Genomic DNA, 22,795 nt, shown 5'->3' on the forward strand with positions numbered 1-22,795 from the left:
GGCAATACAACTTTAGAAAAGAGGGATTCTGATGCCGTTTTTAGGAAGTGTATATCAAATATTTGGGTTATATCCGGAACTTTATTATGGGATGATTTCAGCAGAGTTGCAAGAGGAAGCTCAGAAGGAGCATCTTGAAAATAGTAGTGCAGAAGCTGAAGTGGAAGAATAAAAAAAGTGCAGATGAAAATCTGCACTTTTTTGTTAGTATTAAAATGGTGAAATAACCTCAAATGAATTATTATTTTTAAATAATAATTCATTTTCATTACATACAATTTTCATTACATTGTATGTAATGAAAATTGTATGAAAATCAATGTAATAAAATACATATGAATATTAAGGTGGAAAACAACAATGTTTTTAAGAAAATAATTATGTATAAAAATAACATTTGATACATAATCAACCGATTATTTTTGAGTGATTTATTATTGACAATATAATTAATTGTATGATAAATTCAATCAGCATTCTTAATGGTTTTTTGGTATGATTAATATTTTGAAAATTCAATACGGTATAAGGAGATTGAATTTTCTGTTTTTATGAGTTGGGTTACTAAGTCTATAGGGGAAGTGAACTATGTATATTTTTATTTTTAAAATAGAACAGTAATAAAGAATGTAACAAGTAAGAGATAAACTTGAAAAAGAGGTTTCAAAGAATGAGTCTTTTCATAAAGAAAGCAATGGATGAAGAAAAGAAAAAAGTATTGAATCAAACTTTAGGAGCGATTGATTTAACTCTTTTAGGTATTGGAGCAATTATTGGTACAGGTATTTTCGTATTAACTGGTATTGTAGCAGCGAAACATGCTGGTCCAGCGATTGTATTATCTTTTGTATTAGCGGCAATTATATGTGCATGTGTAGCTTTCTGTTATGCTGAATTTGCATCTACAGTTCCAGTTTCGGGAAGTGTATATTCATATACATATATGACACTAGGTGAGATTTTTGCATTTATAGTTGGCTGGTGTGTTATGCTGGAGTATTTATTAGCGACTTCTGCGGTTGCAGCAGGCTGGTCAGCATATTTTCAGTCATTGCTACTAGGTTTTAATATTCACATTCCTACGGTTTTTGCTTCGGCACCAGGAATGGGGAAGGGTGGAATCATTGATTTACCAGCAGTTCTTATTATTTTAGTTGTTACATTTTTATTAAGCCGTGGTGCAAAAGAAAGTGCACGAATTAATAATATAATGGTTATTATTAAACTGGCTGTTATTGTAGGATTTATTGTTGTAGGGACACAATATGTAAGACCAGAGAATTGGCAACCATTTCTACCGTTTGGTTTTCACGGTGTGGTAGGGGGCGCTGCTACTGTATTTTTTGCTTTTTTAGGATTTGATGCAGTTGCAACAGCCGCAGAGGAAGTGAAGCGTCCACAACGTAACGTGCCAATTGGGCTACTTGTTTCCTTGTTCATTTGTACCGTTCTATATGTAGGTGTTTCATTCGTGCTAACTGGAATGGTTCCGTTTACGGAATTAAATGTTGCTGATCCGGTTGCATATGCGTTGCGCACTGTAGGAGAAGATAGAATTGCTGGGTTGTTATCGGTGGGAGCGATAGCGGGGCTAACAACAGTTCTGTTAGTAGCTATGTTTGCATTTGTTCGTGTATCTTACTCGATGAGTCGAGATGGACTGTTACCAAAAAGACTTTCAAGTGTCCATAAACGTTTACAAACTCCATTTTTTAATACGTGGATTACAGGTATACTAGCAGCTTTATTAGCGGGATTAGTGGATTTGAATTTATTAGCTAATTTAGTGAATATGGGAACGATAACAGCATTTGTGTTTGTATCTATAGCTGTCATTGTATTAAGAAAGACGCATCCTGATATGAAGAGGCCATTCCGTGCCCCTCTAGTACCTTTTTTACCTATCGTTTCAATAGTAAGTTGTATATATTTGGCTTTGAACCTTTCTAAGCTTACTTTAATTAGTTTTGTGGCATGGATTATAATAGGCGTTTTCATATATTTTGTATATGCTAAAAAACATAGTAATGTTAGAAATGGAAATAGAGTATAGTCCATTGAAATAATACTTGTAATGGAAATGAAAACACGCTACTTATTCATATAAGAACAAGTAGCGTGTTTTTTCTATTTAATAATCCCATTTTCTAAAATTTTAATAGTTGGTGCCACTTTCACATTAGCTTTTGAAAAGGCACTTGGCCAATCATCTTCAACTTGTTTCCATTCTTTATATTGAAACGCTCTCGCATAATCACCAAATCCGAATGGATCAAGTTGCTGTTTTTGAATTTTGTGGATTAAATCGTTTAAATCATTGTTTAGTTGTTTTGTAATAAGAGAAGTTAATTTTTTTCTATCATTTTCTATATCCATGTTGAATGTAAGTTCAGATACGGCAATTTTTAAATCCATTTTAATATTAAATTTGAAGCGGTTATCGCTATAGTCTGTACCGATATCATGATTCATACTAAGAACATTTATTGTTATAAAATCGTCGCCTTTTGTATCTTTTAGATGGCTATTACTTTCAACTAAATTAGAGGGGATTTTCATTGTAAGTGAAACGGGGATATTAGCTTTCTTTTGCACCATAAGAAGAAGGGCACTTTCGTAGCGATTTAAAGACATCTTATAAGTTCCACGAGAGGTTAATAGTGCCGAACCGGTAACAATAACATCTTTCTTCCCTTTTTTTATTTCTGAAATAGCAGGAGTTACGCCTTTATTAAAAGTTTGTCTATGAAATTCATGGAATGTCGTAAACACGGTCCGATTGTATAGTTTGTTCGTATTAATTAAATCTGTTAAATATTCAGGAAGAGCAGGCTTATCTTTGAAATTATTATATATAACAGAAGAAATGGGGCCATCTACTGCAACCATGCGCATATTCCCTGTATTTTTAGGGTCGCGATACCAAACATCCAGATAAGGCATAGCTCCTTCTTGTTTTAAAAAATTCGTGCTAAACAATATAAGCTGTAACTTTTCTGTGGACACTAAACCGCTGCTTGAACTGTTAAACGTATCTTTTGCTTCTCGGGGTGTATGTACTTTCGCTTCATGAATTTCGTACTTTTTCTCTACATCTTCATTGAAAATAGGATTTACGTGATACACAATTAATTTTCCTTTTGCTTTTGCGTCAAAACCGTAAATTAATGAGATGGATTGTTTTTCTAAATCAAGCCGATCTTCACAACCTGCTAAAAAAATTATGAGAAAACAAAATATAATAAAATGAATAAAGCGCCTCATTTAAACTTTTCTCCTTTTCCAATGCTGATAAAGTGTCATGTATAAGAGAAATACAACTGGGAATAGAAAAACGATAAAATAACTAGCAGTTCCCCAAAATTCCCGCAACGAACTTATCTGATAAGAAGAAGGGATATAAAAGAATAAGATGAAAATACACCCGAATAATAAAAAATAAATAGGTAATGAACTGCCTTTTTTGTTAAGTAATTGATTAATACCATCTGAAGCAGTAAAAATATAAGGAATACAGGAATCAAAAATAATAAAGAGATAAAATGACAAAAAGATAATTTCAAATCGCTCAAGAAATGAGAAGTGAAACGGTGTAACAAGAGAAAGAGTCGGCCATAAAAACTTTGTTATACCATCTGGACTAAAATAAATAAAAGAAACGAACGTGATTTGAAGATAAATAAATAACGTAATCAAATTTGCAATAACAATTCCTTTTTTTGCAGATGCTTTGTTAGTTAAATAAGGATAAAGGACAAACGCAAACTCGAATCCGAGAAACGCAATGATAGTTGATTTTACGGTGTTTATAATTGGTAGCCATCCTTCCTTGATAAGAGGAAGAAGATATATATAATGCCCATCTTTAAGAGGAATAAATAATAATAATGGCATCCAAAGTGTAAAGATGACAGTGAAAACAGCAAAACGACTAATAATAAGTGCTCCTTTACATGCAAGCATAAGCATTGGAATAGATAGCAAAATCATAATTAAAGACATAGGAGATCTAGGTAAAATCCAAATATGAATAACGTATAAGAGGGAAAAAATTAAGGAAACAGCTGCGAGTACAGCATATAAAATCCAAAAAATCATTACTACTCTTCCTAGCCATTTTCCAAGATAGCGTATCAGCACATCAAGTAAAGTATATCCTGGATGTTTTTCCATGATTTTTACAATACATAGACTGACTAAAGTAGTAATGACACATCCGATAATAATAGACATCCAGCCATCTGTATTCGCTCCTTGTGCAACTTCACGCGGAAGTGTAAGTACGCCGAATCCGACTTGAACACCACTAATCGTTAAAATGTATTGAAATAAAGTGATCTCCCTCTTTGCACGTTTTGTCACTAATTCTCCTCCTTTTCTTCAACATCTCTTTGCCGGTTATCTTGTTTTAATTGTAGAGATAGTGGCCGTTTCTTCATAATTTTCCATGGGAAACGTATAAGGGTATCTTTTAAATCCGAAGCATATGACGGAGAAAAAGGACTACCATATGGTACACCAAGTGATTCCATAGAAAGAATATGGATGATAATGATTGCCATTCCAACCATAATTCCAATGACGCCAAATAAAGAGGCGGCTATCATCATTGGGAATCGAAGAAGCCGAATTCCTGCTGACATTTCTAAGTTAGGAATAATGAAGGAGGCAACCGCAGTAATTGATACGACGATAACCATAACGTTACTCACAATCCCAGCTTGAACCGCAGCTTGTCCAATTACAATTCCTCCTACGACGCCGATTGTTTGTCCAACAGGCCCAGGAAGCCGAATCGCTGCTTCTCGGAGCATTTCGAGAACTAATTCCATTAATAAAGCTTCTAATATGGGAGGAAAAGGAATTTTGGCTCGAGATTCTCCAATCGTTAACAACAATTTGAGCGGAATCACTTCATAATGGAAGGAAATCATAGCAATATAAAGAGCAGGAGCGAATATTGCAATAAATAGCCCAGTGAAACGAAGGAGTCGTATAAAAGATGGAATCATAGGTCTGAAGCTGTAATCATCTATCGTCTGAAAGAAGGATGAAAAGGTCATAGGTCCTATTAATACGCCTGGTGAGCGATCTACAACAACAGCAATTCGCCCATTTAAAATATGATGTGCCGTTGTGTCAGGACGTTCAGTGATAGACAATTGTGGGAAGAGAGTATAGGAATTATCTTCAACAAATCCTTCTAATTCACCGGTAGTAAGAATAGCATCTACTTTGATTGATTCAATGCGGCATGCCATATCTTGTACAACATCTTCGTTTGTAACATCTGCAAGATAAAGTAAAAAAACTTTAGAGGTTGCTCGTTCGCCAACAGTGAATTCTTTCACTTTTAATTCGCGATTTGGAATATAGCGACGAATAAGTGCGATACTATCACTTGCCACTTCATTAAATCCTTCGTGTGAGCTTTTTATGGAAGTCTCTGTTGTAGGTTCTTCAATACTCCTTTTTGGCGCCGCTTGCGTATCTAGTTCTAAAGCTGATAATTGCCCGTTTATAAATAAAATACTTTTGCCATGTAAGAGAGATTGCTCAATGTCTATCCACTTCTGAACTTTTTTAATATTCCCTATAGAAACAGAAGATTCCCAAAAATCATCTTCATTCCATTCTTTAAATAAGAGAGGACGAAGAATATCTACATTAATAACAGTTTTATCTACAAGTCCTTCCATATATATAAGAGCAGCTTCTTTTCCGTTTTTTAACGGGAAAGTGCGTGTAATTAATTCTGGAATACCACTAAATAATTTGGATAAGTGTTTAAGATTAAGCGGCATGGAGGAAGAAATTTCTTTATTTAATACAGTTTCAGATTGCTCATGTGTAGAGAAAGATTTTTCGCCCCTTATCCATTTTCGAAAAGATCCCATATATTCACCTTATTCCTCGTTGAACTTTATATGGGTTATTATGGATATTTACATACAGACATATGCGCAGTTTAAAATTTATATTGTATATTTGTACATTTAACGCTATAATTATAGTGTTAAAGATGGAATCGTGATATGACCTGTTATGAATCTATCGTTTTATTTATGAATAAATGGATTGGTATTTTAGCAAGATGTGCTAATAAACTACTCCACCATGATGATAGCGTGCCCAAAATGTGGTGCGTATATTTTCGTGGTGGAGTTTTTTTATTCTCAAAAAGGGGGAAAGACCATGAATGACAACATGGTTCATATTACAATTGACGGAAAAAAGTATACAGCGGAGCCTGGTTCAACGATATTGGGTGTTATTAATGAGAACGGGATTGAACATCCGCAAATTTGTTACGTGCCAGAAGTAGATCCTATTCAAACATGTGACACTTGTATTGTAGAAGTTGACGGAAAGTTAATGCGTTCTTGTTCGACGATAGCAACGGAAGGTATGGACATTGAACGTGCCTCTGTTCGTGCAAAAGAAGCACAAACAGAGGCGATGGATCGGTTACTAGAAAATCATTTATTATACTGTACAGTATGTGACAACAACAATGGGAACTGTAAACTGCATAATACAGCAGAATTAATGGAAATTGAACATCAAAAATATCCTTATGAACCGAAAGTAGATGTAAGTGAAGTTGATATGACGCATCCGTTTTATCGCTATGACCCTAATCAATGTATTGCGTGCGGTCAATGCGTTGAGGTGTGTCAAAACTTACAAGTAAATGAAACGTTATCGATAGACTGGGAAGCGGAACGCCCACGAGTTATTTGGGATGAAGGAGTAAATATTAATGATTCTTCATGCGTTAGCTGTGGTCAATGTGTAACGATTTGCCCTTGTAACGCTTTAATGGAGAAAACGATGCTCGGTGAAGCTGGATTTATGACGGGATTAAAACCAGATATTCTTGAACCGATGGTAGATTTAATTAAAGAAGTTGAGCCTGGATATAGCGGTATTTTTGCGGTATCAGAAGTGGAAGCGGCCATGCGTGATACTCGTACGAAGAAAACGAAAACAGTATGTACATTTTGTGGTGTAGGTTGTTCGTTTGAAGTGTGGACGAAGGGGCGTAAAATCCTTAAAGTACAGCCATCTTCAGATGCACCAGTTAACGCAATTTCCACTTGTGTAAAAGGGAAATTTGGTTGGGATTTCGTAAATTCTAAAGAACGAATTACAAAACCTTTAATTCGTAAAAATGGAACGTTTGTTGAATCTACATGGGAAGAAGCACTGAATGTAGTTGCAAATAAATTAGGTACTATTAAAGAAGAGTACGGTAAAGGTTCTATCGGATTTATTTCTTCCTCTAAAATTACAAATGAAGATAATTATGTAATTCAAAAATTAGCTCGACAAGTATTTGGAACGAATAATATTGATAACTGCTCACGTTATTGCCAATCACCAGCAACGGATGGTTTGTTCCGTACAATTGGTATGGGCGGTGATGCAGGAACGATTAAAGATATTGCGCAATCTGGTCTTGTTATTATTGTAGGATGTAATCCGACAGAAGGTCATCCTGTTTTAGCTACACGTATTAAACGTGCACATAAATTACACGGACAAAAGTTAATTGTAGCTGATCTTCGTAAAACAGAAATGGCAGAGCGATCAGATGTCTTTATTAGTCCAAAACAAGGAACAGATCAAGTTTGGTTAATGGCTGTTACTAAATATATGATCGATCAAGGTTGGCATGATCAAGAATTTATTAATGAGAATGTAAACTTCTTTGAAGATTTCAAAGAAAGTCTAGAAGAATATACACTTGCATATGCAGAAGAAGTAACAGGTATTTCAAAAGAAACACTTATTCAAATGGCTGAAATGATTCGTGATGCAGATGGTACGTGTATCCTTTGGGGTATGGGGGTAACGCAAAATACAGGTGGTTCTGATACTTCCGCTGCAATTTCAAACTTACTTCTTGCAACAGGGAACTATCGTCGTCCAGGAGCAGGTGCATACCCACTTCGAGGTCACAATAACGTACAAGGTGCTTGTGATATGGGTACTTTACCAGGATGGCTTCCAGGATATCAGCACGTTACTAACGAAATGGAACGTGCGAAATTTGAAACTGCTTACGGAGTGAAAATTGATAGTGAACCAGGTCTTAATAATATTGAAATGCTTCACGCAATTGACGAAGGAAAAATGAAAGCAATGTATCTTGTCGGAGAAGATATGGCTCTTGTAGATTCTAATGCAAATCATGTACATGAAGTGTTGTCGAGCCTTGATTTCTTCGTTGTGCAAGATGTTTTCCTTTCTAAAACTGCTCAATATGCAGATGTTGTATTACCAGCAGCGCCATCTCTTGAGAAAGAAGGTACTTTCACAAATACAGAGCGCCGTGTCCAAAGATTATATCAAGTTCTTCCTACGTTAGGAGATGCGAAACCAGACTGGTGGATCGTCCAGGAGGTTGCGAATAAACTAGGGGCAAACTGGAATTATAGCCACCCAAGTGAAATCTTTGCTGAAATGGCAAGTTTATCACCATTATTCTCGCAAGCGAACTATGAAGTGCTTGAAGGATGGAACAGTTTCCATTGGGGAAGTTTTGATGGAACCAATACACCACTTCTGTTCCAAGATGGATTTAACTTCCCAGATAAAAAAGCTCGTTTTGCGATTGCTGACTGGGTACGTCCAGCTGAATTTCCAGCTGAGTTCGACCTTCACATTAACAACGGTCGTATGCTTGAGCATTTCCATGAAGGGAATATGACAAATAAATCAACAGGTATTCAAACGAAAGTACCTGGTGTTTTCGTTGAAGTCTCTCCAGACCTTGCAAAAGAACGTGGCGTAAAAACAGGTTCGTTAGTTCGTCTTGTCTCTCCTTTTGGAGCATTAAAATTACGTGCACTCGTTACAGATCGTGTAAAAGCGAATGAGTTATATTTACCGATGAACTCTACAGATAACGAAACGGCAATTAATTTCTTAACAGGTCCTGCTGTGGATGTACGTACGAATACACCTGCGTATAAACAAACGAAAGTGCGTATGGAAGTGTTAGAAGTTGATGGCGAAAATCCGATGCCAAAAGCGAACCCACGCAATAAAAAACGTCACCCTCAAGCTGGAATTGAGGTACATCGTAAGTGGGCACGTCCAGGGTATGTGCATTTAACGGATAAGTAGGAGGAGAAAACTATGGCTGCACCTATAAAAATGATTCAAAAACAAGAATTAACTGAGGAAGAAATAAAACAGCAAAAATTAGATGATTTAAAGGAGCTTTTAACAAATAATGAAGAAGCTCTAAATCAGATGTTTAATATAGTAGGGGAATTAAATGACATTGGAATGCTAGAAGCTGCAAATTCTATGCTGAAAGCGAAAGAACCAATTGCAAAGATTGTTCTAGGTCAAGTAACTCGTGAGCCTGTTACAAATTTAATTAATAATATGATGGGTGCTGCAGGTGCGTTAACTGAACTTGACCCAGAACTTACGAAAAAGCTTATAGGTAGTTTATTAGTCGGGCTAGAAGAAGGTAATGAACATCTAGAAAGTAATAAAAAAGTAGGGGTATTCGATCTTATGAAAGTATTGAAAGACCCAGATATTAACCGTGCTATCGGGTTTGGGCTTCATTTCTTAAAAGGAATGGGGAAAGGGTTAAAAGACGAATAAACTTCATGAAGTGAACCTTTCCGCCCAAATATTTGTACGAAATAGTTTGGGCGGAAAGCTCATTTTGGTAAAATATATAATAAAGTAAAATGAAGCTTTTGGGAGGTATAATTGTATGTCAAAAAAAGTACATGAATTTAATGATATGATACGAAAACTTCGAAAGGAACTTTTCGGAAAAGGACCAGAACGAATTCATACTGTTTTTGCGGAAAATATGGCTATAGCGACTCTTTACGGAAACTTAACACCTACTGAAAAATTTATTTCAAGTACGATGGACGGTGCGGAAATGGTTCATATGGCTAGAACGAAAATGATTCAAGAAGTGTATGCTGCGAATTCCCGTGAACATTTGGAGGAACTTGTTGGAGCGAAATTAGTGAATTTGTTTTCAGATATGAAAGTAGAAGAAGATATTGCAGTTTCTGTATTTGTTTTTGATAAAAATATAACGTGAGAGAAGGATACTGATCGTGAAACCGATACAGGTAGAAAGAGAAATCTTTCGTTATGAACAAGGAGCATTTAAGCATATAGAGGACAGCATTGTAACAGAGTTTCCTGTCACCATTAAAATGAACGGACAGGAGTTTGTTACAATGGTTAGTACTCCAGAATATATAGAAGATATGGTAATAGGCTTCTTAGCGTCTGAAGGAATCATTCGGAAGTATGAAGATATTGATAGTGTATGGGTGCAGGAGAAAGAAGGCTTTGTGCATGTAACAACGACAAAAGTAAATCCGTATTATGAACAAATGCAAAATAAACGCTATATTACGTCTTGTTGTGGTATGAGTAGGCAAGGGTTTGTTTTTGCTAATGATGCACTAAGTGCAAAAAAAATGAAGGGTGTCCATGTACAGGTTGCGGCAGAGGATTGTTTTCGGTTAATGAAAGAAATGCAGCAATCTGCGGATACGTTTCATCATACTGGCGGGGTTCATAATGCAGCTTTATGTGATGTGAATGGTATTATTTTAAGCCGAATGGATATTGGTAGGCATAATGCACTAGACAAAATTTACGGTTATTGTTTAAGAAACGATATTTCTATAAAAGATAAAATCATTGTTTTTAGTGGTCGTATTTCTTCGGAAATATTATTGAAAGTTGCAAAAATCGGTTGTGAAATTATACTATCAAAATCAGCTCCAACTGAGTTAGCTTTGCAACTAGCGGAAGATTTAGGTATTACGACAATAGGGTTTATTCGTAATCACTCCTTAAATGTATATACCCATCCAGAACGTGTTTTAAATATAAAATAAAAGTGAGGCAATGAAGATGAAATCAGTTACATTAGACAAGTTGCAACGTCCGTTAAAGGATTTACGTATTTCAGTTACTGATCGCTGTAATTTTCGCTGCCGATATTGTATGCCAGAAGAAATATTTGGTCCTGATTACTCGTTTTTGTCTAATGATAAAATTTTATCTTTTGATGAAATTGAAAGGATAACACGTATTTTCGTTTCTTTAGGTGTGAGAAAATTACGGATTACAGGCGGAGAACCGTTACTTCGAAGAGGGCTTCCAAAGCTTATTGAGCGCCTTAATAAAATTGATGGTGTAGAAGATATCGGTTTAACAACCAATGGATCGTTACTTAAAAAGTTTGCTCCTGATTTATATAAGGCGGGACTATCACGTGTAACAGTTAGCTTAGATTCCTTAGAAGAAGAGCGGTTTTTCTATTTAAATGGTAATAGGAGCAAAGTGCAAAGGGTTCTGGAAGGAATACAGGCTGCAGCTGAAGTTGGAATGAAAATTAAAATAAACATGGTCGTTCAAAAGGGAAAAAACGAACAGGACATTTTGCAGATGGCGCAATATTTTAAGGAAAATAAGCATATTCTTCGTTTTATTGAGTATATGGATGTTGGAAATTATAATGGTTGGGATTTAAAAGAGGTCGTCTCTAAACAAGAAATAGTAGATACGATTCATCAAGTTATGCCGTTAGAACGGATAGAAGCAAATTATTCTGGTGAAGTGGCTACTAGGTATCGTTATATAGGAAGCGATGAGGAAATAGGTATTATTTCATCAGTAACAGATTCTTTTTGCTCATCATGTACGAGAGCTCGTATTTCTGCAGAAGGAAAATTATATACTTGCTTATTTGCTTCTAAAGGAAATGATTTAAGAGAATTGCTTCGTTCTGAACATACAGATGAGGACATTACAGATGTAGTACGCGATATATGGAATAATAGGGAAGATCGTTATTCAGATGAACGCTTAAATCATACAAATAAGAAAGCAATACCTAAAATTGAAATGTCACATATCGGTGGTTAATATATAAAGCTAGCTTCATAGTGAAAAATGGAAAATTTACAAGAGTTGTGGATTTTCTATTTTATAGTAAAAGTGATGATTGATATCTCTGTAAAAGATGTGCAGAGAAATTAAGCAGCATTCAAAAACCTTTATTTGAGGAGGTTTTTTGAAGCTGCTTTTTTATTTGGAGAAAATGGAGGAATGGGTAATGGCATTTCATAAGCCGGAACAAATTGCTGAACTTGTCATTGAGGCCGGTGTTCAAAAAGTAAGACAGACATTGCCAGCGATGCTTATTCTCGGTTTTTTAGGAGGAGCGTTTATTGCGATAGGTTTTTTACTTAACATTCGAGTTTTAGGGAATTTACCTGAGCGCTGGGGAAGTCTAGTGAATGTTTTAGGAGGAGCAGTATTTCCTGTTGGACTCATGCTCGTAGTATTAGCAGGAGGAGAATTAATTACGGGAAATATGATGTCACTGTCTATGGCGCTTTATGCAAAGAAAATTACATTGATAAGTGTACTGAATAACTGGGTTTGGATTACTCTCATGAATTTTATTGGGGCAATTTTCGTTGCGTATTGCTTTGGGCATCTTGGCGGATTAACAGAGGGAGAGTATTTAAATAAAACGGTAGCGATAGCGGAAGGGAAGTTACATGAATCATTTGGGAGAACTTTAATTTTAGCAATTGGTTGTAATTGGCTCGTTTGTCTTGCTCTTTGGCTCGCTTACGGGACGAGTGATTTTGTCGGAAAAATCATCGGAATTTGGATTCCAATTATGGCATTTGTAGTGATTGGATTTCAGCAAGTAGTAGCAAATATGTTTGTCATTTCCGCTGTTATTTTTGCTGGTCATCTAACGTGGATGGATTTGGCTAAAAATTTTGTTCCTGTTTTTATCGGAAATGTAATTGGAGGAGCTGGGTTTGTTGGTTTTGCTTACTTTGCTTGTTATCAGAAACAACATTCTAATATGAAATAGAGTACTTGAGAGGAAGGGTATGTAATGGCTGATCGGTATTCACGACAACAGTTGTTCAAACCAATTGGGAGTAAAGGACAAGAAAAAATTCGAAATAAACATGTGTTAATTGTAGGGGCAGGCGCATTAGGAAGTGCAAGTGCCGAAAGTTTCGTACGTGCAGGTGTTGGCAAGTTGACGATTATTGATCGTGACTACGTTGAATGGAGTAATTTACAAAGGCAACAATTGTACTCTGAACAAGATGCGAGAGAGAAAATGCCGAAAGCAATTGCTGCAAAAAATCGGTTAGAACAAATTAATTCGGAAGTACAAATACATGCTTTCGTAATGGATGCAACTTCAGAAAATATGGAAGGTCTATTAAAAAATGTAGATGTAATCATTGATGCAACAGATAATTTTGATATTCGATTTGTAATAAATGATTTATCACAAAAACATAATATTCCTTGGGTATATGGTTCTTGCGTTGGATCGTATGGTATGAGTTATACAATTATTCCGCAAGAGACACCGTGTTTACATTGTATGCTGAAAAATATTCCTGTTACAGGTGTGACATGTGATACCGCTGGAATTATTAGCCCGACTGTTCAAATCGTCGCAGCATATCAAGTGGCAGAAGCACTCAAAATTTTAGTGGAAGATTTCTCAGCAATTAGAAAAACATTTTTCATGTTTGATATATGGAGTAATCAAAATCATTTTATAAAATTAGGGAAAATAAAAACAGACACTTGTCTCTCATGCGGTTTGAATCGAACTTATCCTTATTTATCATACGAAAATCAAACGAAAGCAGCTGTTTTATGCGGAAGAAATACAGTTCAAATTAGAACAGTAGACAATAGGAAATACAATTTTGATGATATAGAAAAAGTATTACAAAAACTGGGGAAAGTAGATCGGAATCCGTATTTACTATCTTGCCAATTCGATGATTACCGCGTGGTTGTTTTTCGAGATGGTCGTGTTTTTATTCAGGGTACAAATGATATTTCGAAAGCGAAACAACTATATTATCGCGTATTCGGTTAATAGAGAGGGTGTCAACAATGGAAAGAAGAGTGCCAATTACGGTTGAAGAAGCTGTTCGTAAAGTGATGGGATTTGCTGATAAAGGCTTAAAGGAGCTATTACCAATTGAATTAGCTTATGGACGTATATTAGCAGAGGATTTAGTAGCTGACCATGATGTACCGTCATTTAATCGTTCGCCGTATGACGGATTTGCTATTCGAGCAGAAGATACTAATTTAGCAAGTTATGAAACGCCAATTGTATTTGAAGTAGTGGGTGAAATTGGTGCAGGATCGCTATTCCATGAGAAAGTAGGTCCGTTTCAAGCAGTTCGAATTATGACGGGAGCACAAATTCCGAATGGGTGTGATGCGGTTGTTATGTTAGAGCTGACTCGTCAATATGAGAAGAATGGCAACAATTATATGGAAGTGAAGCGATCATTCAAAAAGGGCGACAATATTTCTTTTCAAGGTGAAGATGCTCGTAAAGGAACGGTTCTTGCAAAGAAAGGATCGTACATTAATCCAGGTATTTCAGCTCTTCTTGCTACATTCGGTTATAGTGAAGTGCCAGTTGCGAGAAAGCCTGTAATTGGACTGTTAGCGACTGGGAGTGAATTGCTTGATGTCGATGATTCATTACAGCCAGGGAAAATCCGAAACAGTAATACGTATATGATATTGTCTCAAATTCGAAGAGCGGGCGGAAGAGTAAAATATTTTGGGAAGTTTAGTGATGATTTTAATACGTGTTTTACAGCTGTGAAAGAAGCGCTTGGCCAAGTAGATATGTTAATTACAACGGGCGGTGTATCTGTAGGAGATTATGATTATTTACCAGCTATTTACGAAAAGTTAGGTGCATCTGTTCTTTTTAATAAAGTTGCAATGCGACCAGGAAGTGTTACGACTGTAGCACAATTAAATGGCAAGTTATTATTTGGTTTATCAGGAAATCCATCCGCTTGTTACGTAGGGTTTGAATTATTCGTAAGACCGTGTATTCGGACGTATATGTTTAGTGAAAAAGTACATTTAAAAAGAGAAAAAGCGTTATTAGGAGAAGATTTTCTAAAACCGAATCCATTTACAAGATTTGTACGAGCAAAATTGCAATATAATGAGGGGAAATTAATCGCTTATCCATCAGGGTTTGATAAATCTAGCTCAGTTTCTTCATTGGCAGAATCAAATGCGTTTATCGTATTGCCGGGCGGGACAAGAGGATATAAAAAAGATATGTTTGTTGATGTTCTTTTATTAGAAGATAACGAAGGTAGTGAATGGCCTTGGACATTTCATAAAGTGAGAGGTGGTTCTAATGAGACAAGCGCTATTTGAAATTGTAGATAATCCGATTTTAGTTGAAGAAGTAACGAATAAAGTCGCAAGAAGGGAAGCAGGTGCGATTACAACATTTATTGGTACGGTGAGAGAATTAACAAAAGGAAAACGAACGCTACATTTAGAGTATGAAGCATATAAACCGATGGCAGTAAAACAACTTATGAGAATTGGTGAAGAGATTAGTGAAAGATGGCCGGATGCAAAAGTAGCAATTACGCACCGTGTAGGGCGGCTAGAAATAATGGATATTGCGGTAGTCATTGCAGTTTCATCACCGCATCGTAAAGTAGCTTATGAAGCGAATGAGTACGCGATTGAACGTATAAAACGAATTGTTCCAATTTGGAAAAAAGAATTTTGGGAAGATGGAACGATGTGGATTGGAGATCAACTTGAAAACACACCATATCCAGAAGGAAAACCAAAGAAGGAAGAATGAGAAAATGATTACAATTTTATTATTTGCAAATCTGCGTGAGGAAGTTGGATCGGATCGATTAGTAATTTCAGAAAAGCAAGAAATGACAGTGCAGCAATTAAAAAAATGGCTCAAAGTCAGCTATTGTTTACAATCGCTGGATAAAGTGATGGTGGCTGTTAATGAGGAGTTTGTAATGAATGAAGAGATGATAAAGGCTGGAGATATAGTCGCATTAATCCCGCCCGTTAGCGGCGGGTAATAAGCTTTTTCACCAGATGAAGCGCCAAGAAGATGTTGTATATAAATTAGAATAAGAGAAGGGATGAGTTCCATGCTTACTCAAGAACAAATAATGAATGCATTAAAACATGTAGAGGATCCAGAGTTACACAAAAGTGTTGTAGAATTAAATATGGTTAGAAATGTACAAATGAACGGAACAGAGGTTAACCTTGAAGTAGTACTAACAATTCAAGGTTGTCCGTTAAAAGCAAAAATTCAACAAGATATTGAAGAATCACTTCACGCAATTGGTGCTTCTAAAGTGGATGTAACATTTGGTTCTATGACACAAGAAGAACGTGCAGCTTTAACAGAGAAGTTAAAGAAAAATACTAGAACAGAAACTGGTATGCCGAGCATGCTTCGCCCGGATTCAGGAGTACGTTTTATTACTGTAACGAGTGGAAAAGGCGGAGTTGGAAAATCAACGGTGACAATTAATCTTGCAACTGCACTAGCTCGTATGGGCAAGAAAGTGGGGATATTAGATGCAGATATATATGGTTTTAGTATTCCAGCTATGATGGAAACGAATACGAAACCAACGATGATTGATCAAACGGCAATTCCAGTCATTAGTCACGGTGTTAAAATCATGTCGATGGGATTTTTTACAGAAGGAAATAACCCAGTTATGTGGCGCGGACCGATGCTAAATAAATGGATTCAAAATTTCCTTGCGAATACGCACTGGGGAGAATTAGATTATTTATTACTTGATTTACCACCAGGTACAGGAGATGTTGCGATTGATGTTGCAGCGATGATTCCGCAAGCGAAAGAAATAATTGTTACAACTCCGCACAATGTAGCTTCATTCGTTGCTTCAAGAGTCGGTGTAATGGCAAAACATACGAAACACGAGATTTTAGGTATTGTGGAAAACATGGCTTATTATGAAGAACAAGATGGATCGAAAAATTATCTGTTCGGAAAAGGCGGCGGCGAAATGTTAGCAGAACAATTGCAAACAGAAGTGATTGCGCAAATACCTTTTGCAAAACGAGAAGAAAATAACGGTTCATCTGTATATGATGAAGACTCTCTTGTAGGAGAAGTGTTTACATCGTTAGCGGAGGATATTATTTATAAAGGATAGAGGGGGGAGTTTAGTATGGCGTGTAATATAGATCATTCTATTGAAGATGTAATGAATAAGCTCGAAAGTCAAAAGAATTCTTTACCTGAAGGGATCTTTAAAGAGTTAAAGAGTTTTTTACAAGGTAATCATTCGCAGAAATTATTAAATGATATTTTTCACCTTCTAAAAAAGTATGATTTAGTCAGTGAGGAAGAACGAGAGACGAGAAACGCACAATTATTGCACATTTTGAATTAAGTACTCTTTGGCTTTAGAATTTTTTCAGAAGGGGTGAATGTGATGGATATGAAAAAGATGATTGAAACGATAGAAGTAACTAGAGTGACTGAAGAGGAATTATCGATTTCGAATTTACATCCAAAGCTTGTGAAGTTGTATAGTCAAAAAGATAGTACAGAGTATACGAAGCTATTAAAATATATTTTATCATTATCCGTGCAGTTGAAGCTGAATCTCGTATTGAAATATTTTGGTGTGCGTCCGATTGTTGCTGCAGACGAGCGTATGCAATTTCAAGAGATATTTAAATGCTTAGCTAAGAAAGATGAGAATGGGGAATGGTTTCTAAATTTGGTTTCTTTATATGTAGGGCTAATTGTAGTTCTTCATTTTGAGGAGAAAGTGATTGAGAGCAGTTTTTTTGATGATATGGTAGTGGGTGAATGTAATGAAATATAAGATTCTGCTCATAACATTTTTCTATTTAAATGCTTTAATTGCCATTTTAGTTGGTTTTGTAAATATGAAGGTAACTAATTAAGAAAAAGGAATGAAACTAGTTTGATAAAAAGAGTTCTTCAGTTGTTTCCGGCGTTTTTTCGTGTTACCATTAAGCGAATTTTTCATAAGGAGAGAAAGCGATGAAATGGATTTATTTTCTTATTATTAACGTTATAGCTTTTAGCCTTATGGGGCTTGATAAACGAAAAGCAAAGAAGAAACAGTGGAGAACGCCAGAAAGTACGCTGTTTTTATCAGCGGCAGCTGGGGGAGCAGTTGGAGCTTGGATTGGTATGTATATGTTTCATCATAAAACTCATAAAAAGAAATTTGTTTTCGGCATACCGTTACTTGTTGTAATAACGGTATGTTTATTATTCGTTGTATGAGAAATGTCGAAAGAAATGCAGATTGATTATTGGTAAAGTGAGCATGTGAGACCGTATAATGGAGAAAAAATGAGAAGAGGAGAAAAAGGAAGATGGGGAGTCAATCAGCAGAGCAAAAAAAAGGGATACTATATGCGGCTGGTGCTTATACGATGTGGGGAATTCTACCGATTTATTGGAAATGGGTTGAGGAAGTTCCGGCAGATGAAATATTAGCACACCGCATCGTTTGGGCGTTTGTTTTTATGTTACTTGTATTAGGTGTTACGAAGAGGTTTCGCCAGTTTATTGGGGAATTTGTGAATCTTTTTAAACGACCTAAATTATTAATGTCATTAACAATAGCTTCAGTCTTGATTAGCGGAAACTGGTTTGTTTACATATGGGCCGTTAATCATAATCATGTTATTGAAGCGAGTCTTGGTTATTATATTAATCCGCTTATTAGTATTTTACTTGGTACAGTCGTTTTAAAGGAAAAGTTAAACTTTTGGCAATATGTTGCAGTTGGTTTAGCAGGAGTAGGGGTTGTCATTTTAACAGTACGTTTCGGATCTATTCCGTGGGTTTCTCTTTCACTTGCCTTTTCATTTGGATTATACGGATTAACGAAAAAACTATTAAATTATGATGCTACAATTGGACTTACGATGGAAACCATGTTAGTGACGCCGTTTGCGATCATTTATCTTGTTATGACAGGAGCACATGGTTTCGGCTCATTTGGATCTATTTCAATGTTATCAACGTTACTTTTAATAGGAGCAGGTATTGTAACAGCATTACCACTATTTTATTTTGCAAAAGGAGCACAACTTATTCCGCTTTATATGGTGGGATTTTTACAATATATTGCGCCAACAATTAGCTTAATTTTAGGTGTATTTGTATTTGGTGAACATTTCACATCTACACATATGATTGCATTTTTCTGTATATGGGTTGCTTTATTTGTATTCTCGGTAGCGAAGACAAAGTTTTTAGTGCAGAAACAGCCGAAATTTATAAAAAATAAATCAGCAAAAGTATCATAATGCGTAGTATTTTCTACGCATTTTTCTTTATACTGATACTATATAGGATTTCCATCATAGCTAGTAGGGAGCTGAGAACGTGGAAACAATTTTACATAATGATCCGCTTATGGCCGCTGTAATTTCATGGTTTTTAGCACAATTAACGAAAGTAGTCTTTAAATTAGTCAAAACGGGTGAATTTGATTTTGCAAAGTTTTTCGCTTCAGGTGGGATGCCGAGTTCTCATGCTTCAACTGTTACAGCACTTGCTACAGGAGTTGGGGTAGTAGAAGGTGTGGAAAGCTCGATGTTTGCGGTTGCTACTATTTTTGCCATTATTGTTATGTATGATGCTTCAGGAGTAAGGCTTGCAGTAAGTAAACAAGCAAAAATATTGAATGAGTTTTTTCACGGTAGACAAACAGAATATAAGAAGTTAAATGAACTTGTTGGGCATACACCGTATGAAGTAGTAGTTGGTGCTTTATTAGGGATTATTGTCGGAGTAGGATATTGTTTATGAGCGGAACATTTTATATGTTCTGCTTTTCTTTGTTTTTATACATATTCAGCTACCTTTTTGAATATCGTTATACGGATTTCGAAAGGGTGGGTGAGTAACTTGTTATTATATGAAAAAGTGCATGAAGAAATAGCGAGAAGAACAACTGCACTTCAAACAATGCAACGGCAAGATGGTACGTGGCAGTTTTGTTTTGAAGGAGCGCCACTAACAGATTGTCATATGATTTTTTTATTAAAATTATTAGGTAGAGATAAAGAGATAGAACCTTTTGTAAAAAGATTAGCATCACTTCAAACAAATGAAGGAACATGGAAATTGTATGAAGATGAAATGGGTGGTAATTTATCTGCTACAATTCAATCTTATGCTGCCTTACTTGCATCGGAAAAATATACAAAAGAAGATGCGAATATGAAGCGAGCGGAAAATTTTATTAAGGAACGCGGAGGCGTGGCGCGTGCTCATTTTATGACGAAGTTTTTATTAGCGATTCATGGAGAATATGAATATCCTTCACTCTTCCATTTACCAACACCAATCATGTTTCTACAGAATGATTCCCCCCTCAGTATATTTGAATTGAGTAGCTCAGCACGTATTCATTTAATTCCGATGATGTTGTGCTTAAATAAAAGGTTTCGAGTAGGGAAAAAGTTATTGCCAAATTTAAATCACATTGCAGGCGGGGGCGGAGAATGGTTTCGAGAGGATCGGTCTCCAGTTTTTCAAACGTTAGCAAGTGACGTGAAGAAAATTATAACGTATCCACTTTCTTTGCATCATAAAGGATATGAGGAAGTAGAACGTTTTATGAAAGAGCGTATTGATGAAAATGGAACATTATATAGTTACGCAACTGCTTCGTTTTATATGATTTATGCTTTACTTGCATTAGGACATTCTATTCAATCACCAATTATTGAGAAGGCTATAATGGGAATTACATCTTATATATGGAAGATGGAAAGAGGGAGCCATTTGCAAAACTCTCCGTCAACTATATGGGATACAGCTTTACTCAGTTATGCTTTGCAAGAAGCTCAAGTTCCGAAAGCAAGTAAAGTGATTCAAAATGCATCAGCGTATTTACTAAGAAAACAGCAAACAAAGAAAGTAGATTGGAGTGTACATGCACCGGATCTCTTCCCAGGTGGTTGGGGCTTTTCGGATGTGAATACGACGATTCCAGATATTGATGATACAACTGCTGTGTTAAGAGCATTGGCGCGAAGTAGAGGGAACGAAAATGTAGACAATGCTTGGAAGCGAGCGGTTAATTGGGTTAAAGGATTGCAAAATAATGATGGTGGTTGGGGAGCTTTTGAAAAAGGGGTAACGAGCCGTATATTAGCAAATTTACCAATCGAAAATGCGAGTGATATGATTACAGATCCTTCTACACCAGATATTACAGGAAGAGTGCTAGAGTTTTTCGGGACGTATGGACAAAACGAATTGCCTGAGAAACAAAAACAAAGTGCGATAAATTGGTTAACGAATGCACAAGAGGAAAATGGATCATGGTATGGGAAATGGGGGATTTGTTATATATATGGTACGTGGGCAGTGTTGACGGGTTTACGGTCACTCGGAATACCATCTAGCGATCCATCATTGAAACGAGCAGCTTTATGGCTTGAACATATACAGCATGAAGATGGTGGCTGGGGAGAATCTTGCCACAGTAGTGTGGAGAAAAGGTTCGTTACTTTACCATTTAGTACACCATCCCAAACAGCATGGGCGTTAGATGCCCTCATTTCTTACTATGATAAAGAAACGCCAGTCATTCGAAAAGGTATTTCATATTTGCTCTCCAACCCTTATATAAATGAAAAATATCCTACTGGAACAGGTTTACCAGGTGGGTTTTATATTTGTTATCATAGTTATGCTCATATATATCCGTTGCTTACTTTGGCTCATTATGCAAAAAAATATAGAAAATAAACCGAGAGATGTCTCTCGGTTTATTTTGTTGGGTAGTAGGTCCCTTTTGAAAAGAATAAGGTTGTGATGTACCTTATTTTTCGGTTGATTGGCGTTTTTGACGTGCATCAGCGGCATTTGCACGTGCGTTTGCTTCTAAGTCATTGTGGTCAGCGAGTTCGCGAGAGAACTCAACATCAATGCCATCAGTTGCTTTGCTTTGTTTGAAATTCTTTTTGTTCATTCGACATAATCTCCTTGCACTTTATGCGACGTTGCAAAGTTAGTTTGACACAAATAGACTTTTTTATACAAAGAGGAATTGGAAAGTAAAAAGCCGAAATATACAGTATAAGTAATAGAAATGGGGGATAGGAATGGAGTTTTTATATGGGAAAACAGCTGTTGTAACAGGAGCTGCACAGGGAATTGGAAAAGAGATTGCAAGGGTTTATGCAAAGCTGGGGGCGAAAGTATTAATTAGCGATGTAAATGAAGAGAAGCTACAAAAAACGACACGTGAATTATCGGACGAAGGATATGAAGTATGCTCATATCGATGTGATGTGAGTAATCAAAATGAAGCGAAGTCGTTAATTGAATATGCGGTTCAAAAATTCGGTACATTACATATTTTGGTGAATAACGCCGGGATTACAAGAGATGCAATGTTACATAAAATGGAGAAGTCTGCTTGGGAACAAGTATTACAAGTGAACTTAACTGGTGTTTTTTATTGTATGCAACCAGCGCTTCTTTACATGAGACAACAAGGGTATGGACGCATTATTAATATATCTTCAATTAGTAGAGAAGGAAACATAGGTCAAGCAAATTATGCGGCTACGAAGGCAGGCGTTGTAGGTTTAACGAAAACGGCAGCGAAAGAAGTTGGAAGTTTCGGTATTACGTGTAATGCGATTTGTCCAGGGTTTATGGATACAGATATGACAAAAACGATACCAGATAAAGTGAAAGAAAAGATGGTTGGCGCGATTCCAGTTGGTAGAATTGGAACGCCAGAAGATATTGCAAACGCAGCAGCTTTTTTAGCATCAGAATACGCATCCTATATTACAGGAGAAGTATTAAATGTGAGCGGAGGACTGCAAGTTTAAAGGAATACATAAT

General features: G+C 36.2%; 24 protein-coding genes. 20 read left to right on the forward strand and 4 right to left on the reverse strand.

All coding sequences use genetic code 11. The features are described from left to right. Positions 1–31: 31 nt before the first annotated feature. Entirely contained in the window at positions 32–172 is a 141-nt protein-coding gene (locus tag MRP26_RS25685) for a hypothetical protein (RefSeq protein WP_001116193.1), read from the forward strand. A gap of 498 nt (positions 173–670) precedes the next feature. Beyond that, positions 671–2,053 (forward strand): APC family permease, encoded by a 1,383-nt coding sequence (locus MRP26_RS25690; RefSeq protein ID WP_000051662.1) that lies wholly within the window; start codon positions 671–673, stop codon positions 2,051–2,053. Positions 2,054–2,127: 74 nt separating this feature from the next. On the opposite strand, the gene MRP26_RS25695 is transcribed toward MRP26_RS25690, so the two are convergent. The 3 genes from MRP26_RS25695 to MRP26_RS25705 are packed head-to-tail and all read right to left on the reverse strand — an operon-like array spanning position 2,128 to position 5,897. After that, positions 2,128–3,264 carry a Ger(x)C family spore germination protein gene (locus MRP26_RS25695; RefSeq protein WP_053563841.1) on the reverse strand — a complete coding sequence of 379 codons (1,137 nt, stop codon included), beginning with the start codon at positions 3,262–3,264 and terminating at the stop codon, positions 2,128–2,130. Continuing rightward, a complete protein-coding gene (locus MRP26_RS25700) occupies positions 3,265–4,362 on the reverse strand; it encodes an endospore germination permease (RefSeq protein WP_197241266.1) in 1,098 nt (365 codons plus the stop codon). Then, a complete protein-coding gene (locus tag MRP26_RS25705; RefSeq protein WP_000534548.1) occupies positions 4,362–5,897 on the reverse strand; it encodes a spore germination protein in 1,536 nt (511 codons plus the stop codon). Before MRP26_RS25705 ends, MRP26_RS25700 begins: the two co-directional genes overlap by 1 nt. Positions 5,898–6,195: 298 nt before the next feature. On the opposite strand from MRP26_RS25705, the gene fdhF reads away from it, so the two are divergent. The 17 genes from fdhF (at position 6,196) to MRP26_RS25790 (ending at position 21,685) form a co-directional block, all read left to right on the forward strand. After that, positions 6,196–9,135, forward strand: coding sequence for a formate dehydrogenase subunit alpha (fdhF, locus tag MRP26_RS25710; protein WP_242807056.1), 2,940 nt, complete (start codon positions 6,196–6,198; stop codon positions 9,133–9,135). 12 nt (positions 9,136–9,147) lie between these two features. Continuing rightward, positions 9,148–9,630: a helical membrane plugin domain-containing protein gene (locus MRP26_RS25715; RefSeq protein ID WP_000729897.1), complete on the forward strand. Its 483-nt coding sequence runs from the start codon at positions 9,148–9,150 to the stop codon at positions 9,628–9,630. 115 nt (positions 9,631–9,745) lie between these two features. Beyond that, the gene (locus tag MRP26_RS25720; RefSeq protein ID WP_000039582.1) at positions 9,746–10,090 is read left to right on the forward strand and encodes a Na-translocating system protein MpsC family protein; all 345 of its coding nucleotides are present in this window, start codon (positions 9,746–9,748) and stop codon (positions 10,088–10,090) included. A 16-nt stretch (positions 10,091–10,106) separates the two neighbouring features. Next, entirely contained in the window at positions 10,107–10,904 is a 798-nt protein-coding gene (gene fdhD, locus MRP26_RS25725) for a formate dehydrogenase accessory sulfurtransferase FdhD (RefSeq protein WP_000802689.1), read from the forward strand. A gap of 16 nt (positions 10,905–10,920) precedes the next feature. Further along, positions 10,921–11,937 (forward strand): GTP 3',8-cyclase MoaA, encoded by a 1,017-nt coding sequence (gene moaA, locus MRP26_RS25730; protein ID WP_197241272.1) that lies wholly within the window; start codon positions 10,921–10,923, stop codon positions 11,935–11,937. 190 nt (positions 11,938–12,127) lie between these two features. Continuing rightward, positions 12,128–12,907, forward strand: a complete 780-nt coding sequence (locus tag MRP26_RS25735) for a formate channel (RefSeq protein ID WP_000863998.1) — start codon at positions 12,128–12,130, stop codon at positions 12,905–12,907. A gap of 24 nt (positions 12,908–12,931) precedes the next feature. Further along, the gene (locus tag MRP26_RS25740; RefSeq protein ID WP_197241273.1) at positions 12,932–13,948 is read left to right on the forward strand and encodes a molybdopterin-synthase adenylyltransferase MoeB; all 1,017 of its coding nucleotides are present in this window, start codon (positions 12,932–12,934) and stop codon (positions 13,946–13,948) included. 17 nt (positions 13,949–13,965) lie between these two features. Continuing rightward, positions 13,966–15,273, forward strand: a complete 1,308-nt coding sequence (locus MRP26_RS25745) for a molybdopterin molybdotransferase MoeA (RefSeq protein WP_075717797.1) — start codon at positions 13,966–13,968, stop codon at positions 15,271–15,273. Beyond that, complete coding sequence (moaE, locus tag MRP26_RS25750) at positions 15,254–15,718, forward strand: molybdopterin synthase catalytic subunit MoaE (protein ID WP_001248111.1); 465 nt, start codon at positions 15,254–15,256, stop codon at positions 15,716–15,718. The genes MRP26_RS25745 and moaE overlap by 20 nt, the downstream gene beginning before the upstream one ends. A 4-nt stretch (positions 15,719–15,722) precedes the next feature. Beyond that, positions 15,723–15,959, forward strand: a complete 237-nt coding sequence (moaD, locus tag MRP26_RS25755; protein WP_075717795.1) for a molybdopterin converting factor subunit 1 — start codon at positions 15,723–15,725, stop codon at positions 15,957–15,959. Between the two features lie 72 nt (positions 15,960–16,031). After that, on the forward strand, positions 16,032–17,081 hold the full coding sequence (locus MRP26_RS25760) for a P-loop NTPase (protein ID WP_242807058.1): 1,050 nt from the start codon (positions 16,032–16,034) through the stop codon (positions 17,079–17,081). A gap of 15 nt (positions 17,082–17,096) precedes the next feature. Further along, positions 17,097–17,321, forward strand: a complete 225-nt coding sequence (locus MRP26_RS25765) for a hypothetical protein (RefSeq protein ID WP_000752378.1) — start codon at positions 17,097–17,099, stop codon at positions 17,319–17,321. 42 nt (positions 17,322–17,363) lie between these two features. After that, entirely contained in the window at positions 17,364–17,762 is a 399-nt protein-coding gene (locus tag MRP26_RS25770; RefSeq protein WP_075717791.1) for a hypothetical protein, read from the forward strand. Between the two features lie 182 nt (positions 17,763–17,944). Then, positions 17,945–18,193, forward strand: a complete 249-nt coding sequence (locus MRP26_RS25775) for a DUF1294 domain-containing protein (protein ID WP_000871349.1) — start codon at positions 17,945–17,947, stop codon at positions 18,191–18,193. 92 nt (positions 18,194–18,285) lie between these two features. Next, positions 18,286–19,227: an EamA family transporter RarD gene (gene rarD, locus MRP26_RS25780; RefSeq protein WP_000535541.1), complete on the forward strand. Its 942-nt coding sequence runs from the start codon at positions 18,286–18,288 to the stop codon at positions 19,225–19,227. A 79-nt stretch (positions 19,228–19,306) separates the two neighbouring features. After that, positions 19,307–19,732, forward strand: coding sequence for a divergent PAP2 family protein (locus MRP26_RS25785; protein WP_000447822.1), 426 nt, complete (start codon positions 19,307–19,309; stop codon positions 19,730–19,732). A gap of 99 nt (positions 19,733–19,831) precedes the next feature. Then, positions 19,832–21,685 carry a terpene cyclase/mutase family protein gene (locus MRP26_RS25790; protein ID WP_000928139.1) on the forward strand — a complete coding sequence of 618 codons (1,854 nt, stop codon included), beginning with the start codon at positions 19,832–19,834 and terminating at the stop codon, positions 21,683–21,685. Positions 21,686–21,758: 73 nt separating this feature from the next. Here MRP26_RS25790 and MRP26_RS25795 read toward each other — a convergent pair whose 3' ends face one another. After that, positions 21,759–21,908 carry a YfhD family protein gene (locus MRP26_RS25795; protein WP_001035815.1) on the reverse strand — a complete coding sequence of 50 codons (150 nt, stop codon included), beginning with the start codon at positions 21,906–21,908 and terminating at the stop codon, positions 21,759–21,761. A gap of 133 nt (positions 21,909–22,041) precedes the next feature. Here MRP26_RS25795 and fabG point away from each other — a divergent pair, with 133 nt between their 5' ends. Continuing rightward, positions 22,042–22,782, forward strand: coding sequence for a 3-oxoacyl-ACP reductase FabG (gene fabG, locus MRP26_RS25800; protein ID WP_000395352.1), 741 nt, complete (start codon positions 22,042–22,044; stop codon positions 22,780–22,782). Positions 22,783–22,795: the final 13 nt, after the last annotated feature.

It is taken from the genome of Bacillus sp. CCB-MMP212 (assembly GCF_022748145.1).
Lineage (GTDB): Bacteria > Bacillota > Bacilli > Bacillales > Bacillaceae_G > Bacillus_A > Bacillus_A cereus.

What these genes read in the sequence shown, in the direction of transcription:
- MRP26_RS25720 (WP_000039582.1), top strand. Translation starts at nt 9,746, where the DNA reads ATGTCAAAAAAAGTACATGAATTTAATGATATGATACGAAAACTTCGA.
- moaA (WP_197241272.1), top strand. Translation starts at nt 10,921, where the DNA reads ATGAAATCAGTTACATTAGACAAGTTGCAACGTCCGTTAAAGGATTTA.
- MRP26_RS25795 (WP_001035815.1), bottom strand. Translation starts at nt 21,908, where the DNA reads ATGAACAAAAAGAATTTCAAACAAAGCAAAGCAACTGATGGCATTGAT.
- rarD (WP_000535541.1), top strand. Translation starts at nt 18,286, where the DNA reads ATGGGGAGTCAATCAGCAGAGCAAAAAAAAGGGATACTATATGCGGCT.
- MRP26_RS25715 (WP_000729897.1), top strand. Translation starts at nt 9,148, where the DNA reads ATGGCTGCACCTATAAAAATGATTCAAAAACAAGAATTAACTGAGGAA.
- MRP26_RS25740 (WP_197241273.1), top strand. Translation starts at nt 12,932, where the DNA reads ATGGCTGATCGGTATTCACGACAACAGTTGTTCAAACCAATTGGGAGT.
- MRP26_RS25770 (WP_075717791.1), top strand. Translation starts at nt 17,364, where the DNA reads ATGGATATGAAAAAGATGATTGAAACGATAGAAGTAACTAGAGTGACT.
- MRP26_RS25690 (WP_000051662.1), top strand. Translation starts at nt 671, where the DNA reads ATGAGTCTTTTCATAAAGAAAGCAATGGATGAAGAAAAGAAAAAAGTA.
- moaE (WP_001248111.1), top strand. Translation starts at nt 15,254, where the DNA reads ATGAGACAAGCGCTATTTGAAATTGTAGATAATCCGATTTTAGTTGAA.
- MRP26_RS25685 (WP_001116193.1), top strand. Translation starts at nt 32, where the DNA reads ATGCCGTTTTTAGGAAGTGTATATCAAATATTTGGGTTATATCCGGAA.
- MRP26_RS25765 (WP_000752378.1), top strand. Translation starts at nt 17,097, where the DNA reads ATGGCGTGTAATATAGATCATTCTATTGAAGATGTAATGAATAAGCTC.
- MRP26_RS25695 (WP_053563841.1), bottom strand. Translation starts at nt 3,264, where the DNA reads ATGAGGCGCTTTATTCATTTTATTATATTTTGTTTTCTCATAATTTTT.
- fdhF (WP_242807056.1), top strand. Translation starts at nt 6,196, where the DNA reads ATGAATGACAACATGGTTCATATTACAATTGACGGAAAAAAGTATACA.
- MRP26_RS25735 (WP_000863998.1), top strand. Translation starts at nt 12,128, where the DNA reads ATGGCATTTCATAAGCCGGAACAAATTGCTGAACTTGTCATTGAGGCC.
- MRP26_RS25760 (WP_242807058.1), top strand. Translation starts at nt 16,032, where the DNA reads ATGCTTACTCAAGAACAAATAATGAATGCATTAAAACATGTAGAGGAT.
- MRP26_RS25775 (WP_000871349.1), top strand. Translation starts at nt 17,945, where the DNA reads ATGAAATGGATTTATTTTCTTATTATTAACGTTATAGCTTTTAGCCTT.
- MRP26_RS25745 (WP_075717797.1), top strand. Translation starts at nt 13,966, where the DNA reads ATGGAAAGAAGAGTGCCAATTACGGTTGAAGAAGCTGTTCGTAAAGTG.
- MRP26_RS25705 (WP_000534548.1), bottom strand. Translation starts at nt 5,897, where the DNA reads ATGGGATCTTTTCGAAAATGGATAAGGGGCGAAAAATCTTTCTCTACA.
- moaD (WP_075717795.1), top strand. Translation starts at nt 15,723, where the DNA reads ATGATTACAATTTTATTATTTGCAAATCTGCGTGAGGAAGTTGGATCG.
- fabG (WP_000395352.1), top strand. Translation starts at nt 22,042, where the DNA reads ATGGAGTTTTTATATGGGAAAACAGCTGTTGTAACAGGAGCTGCACAG.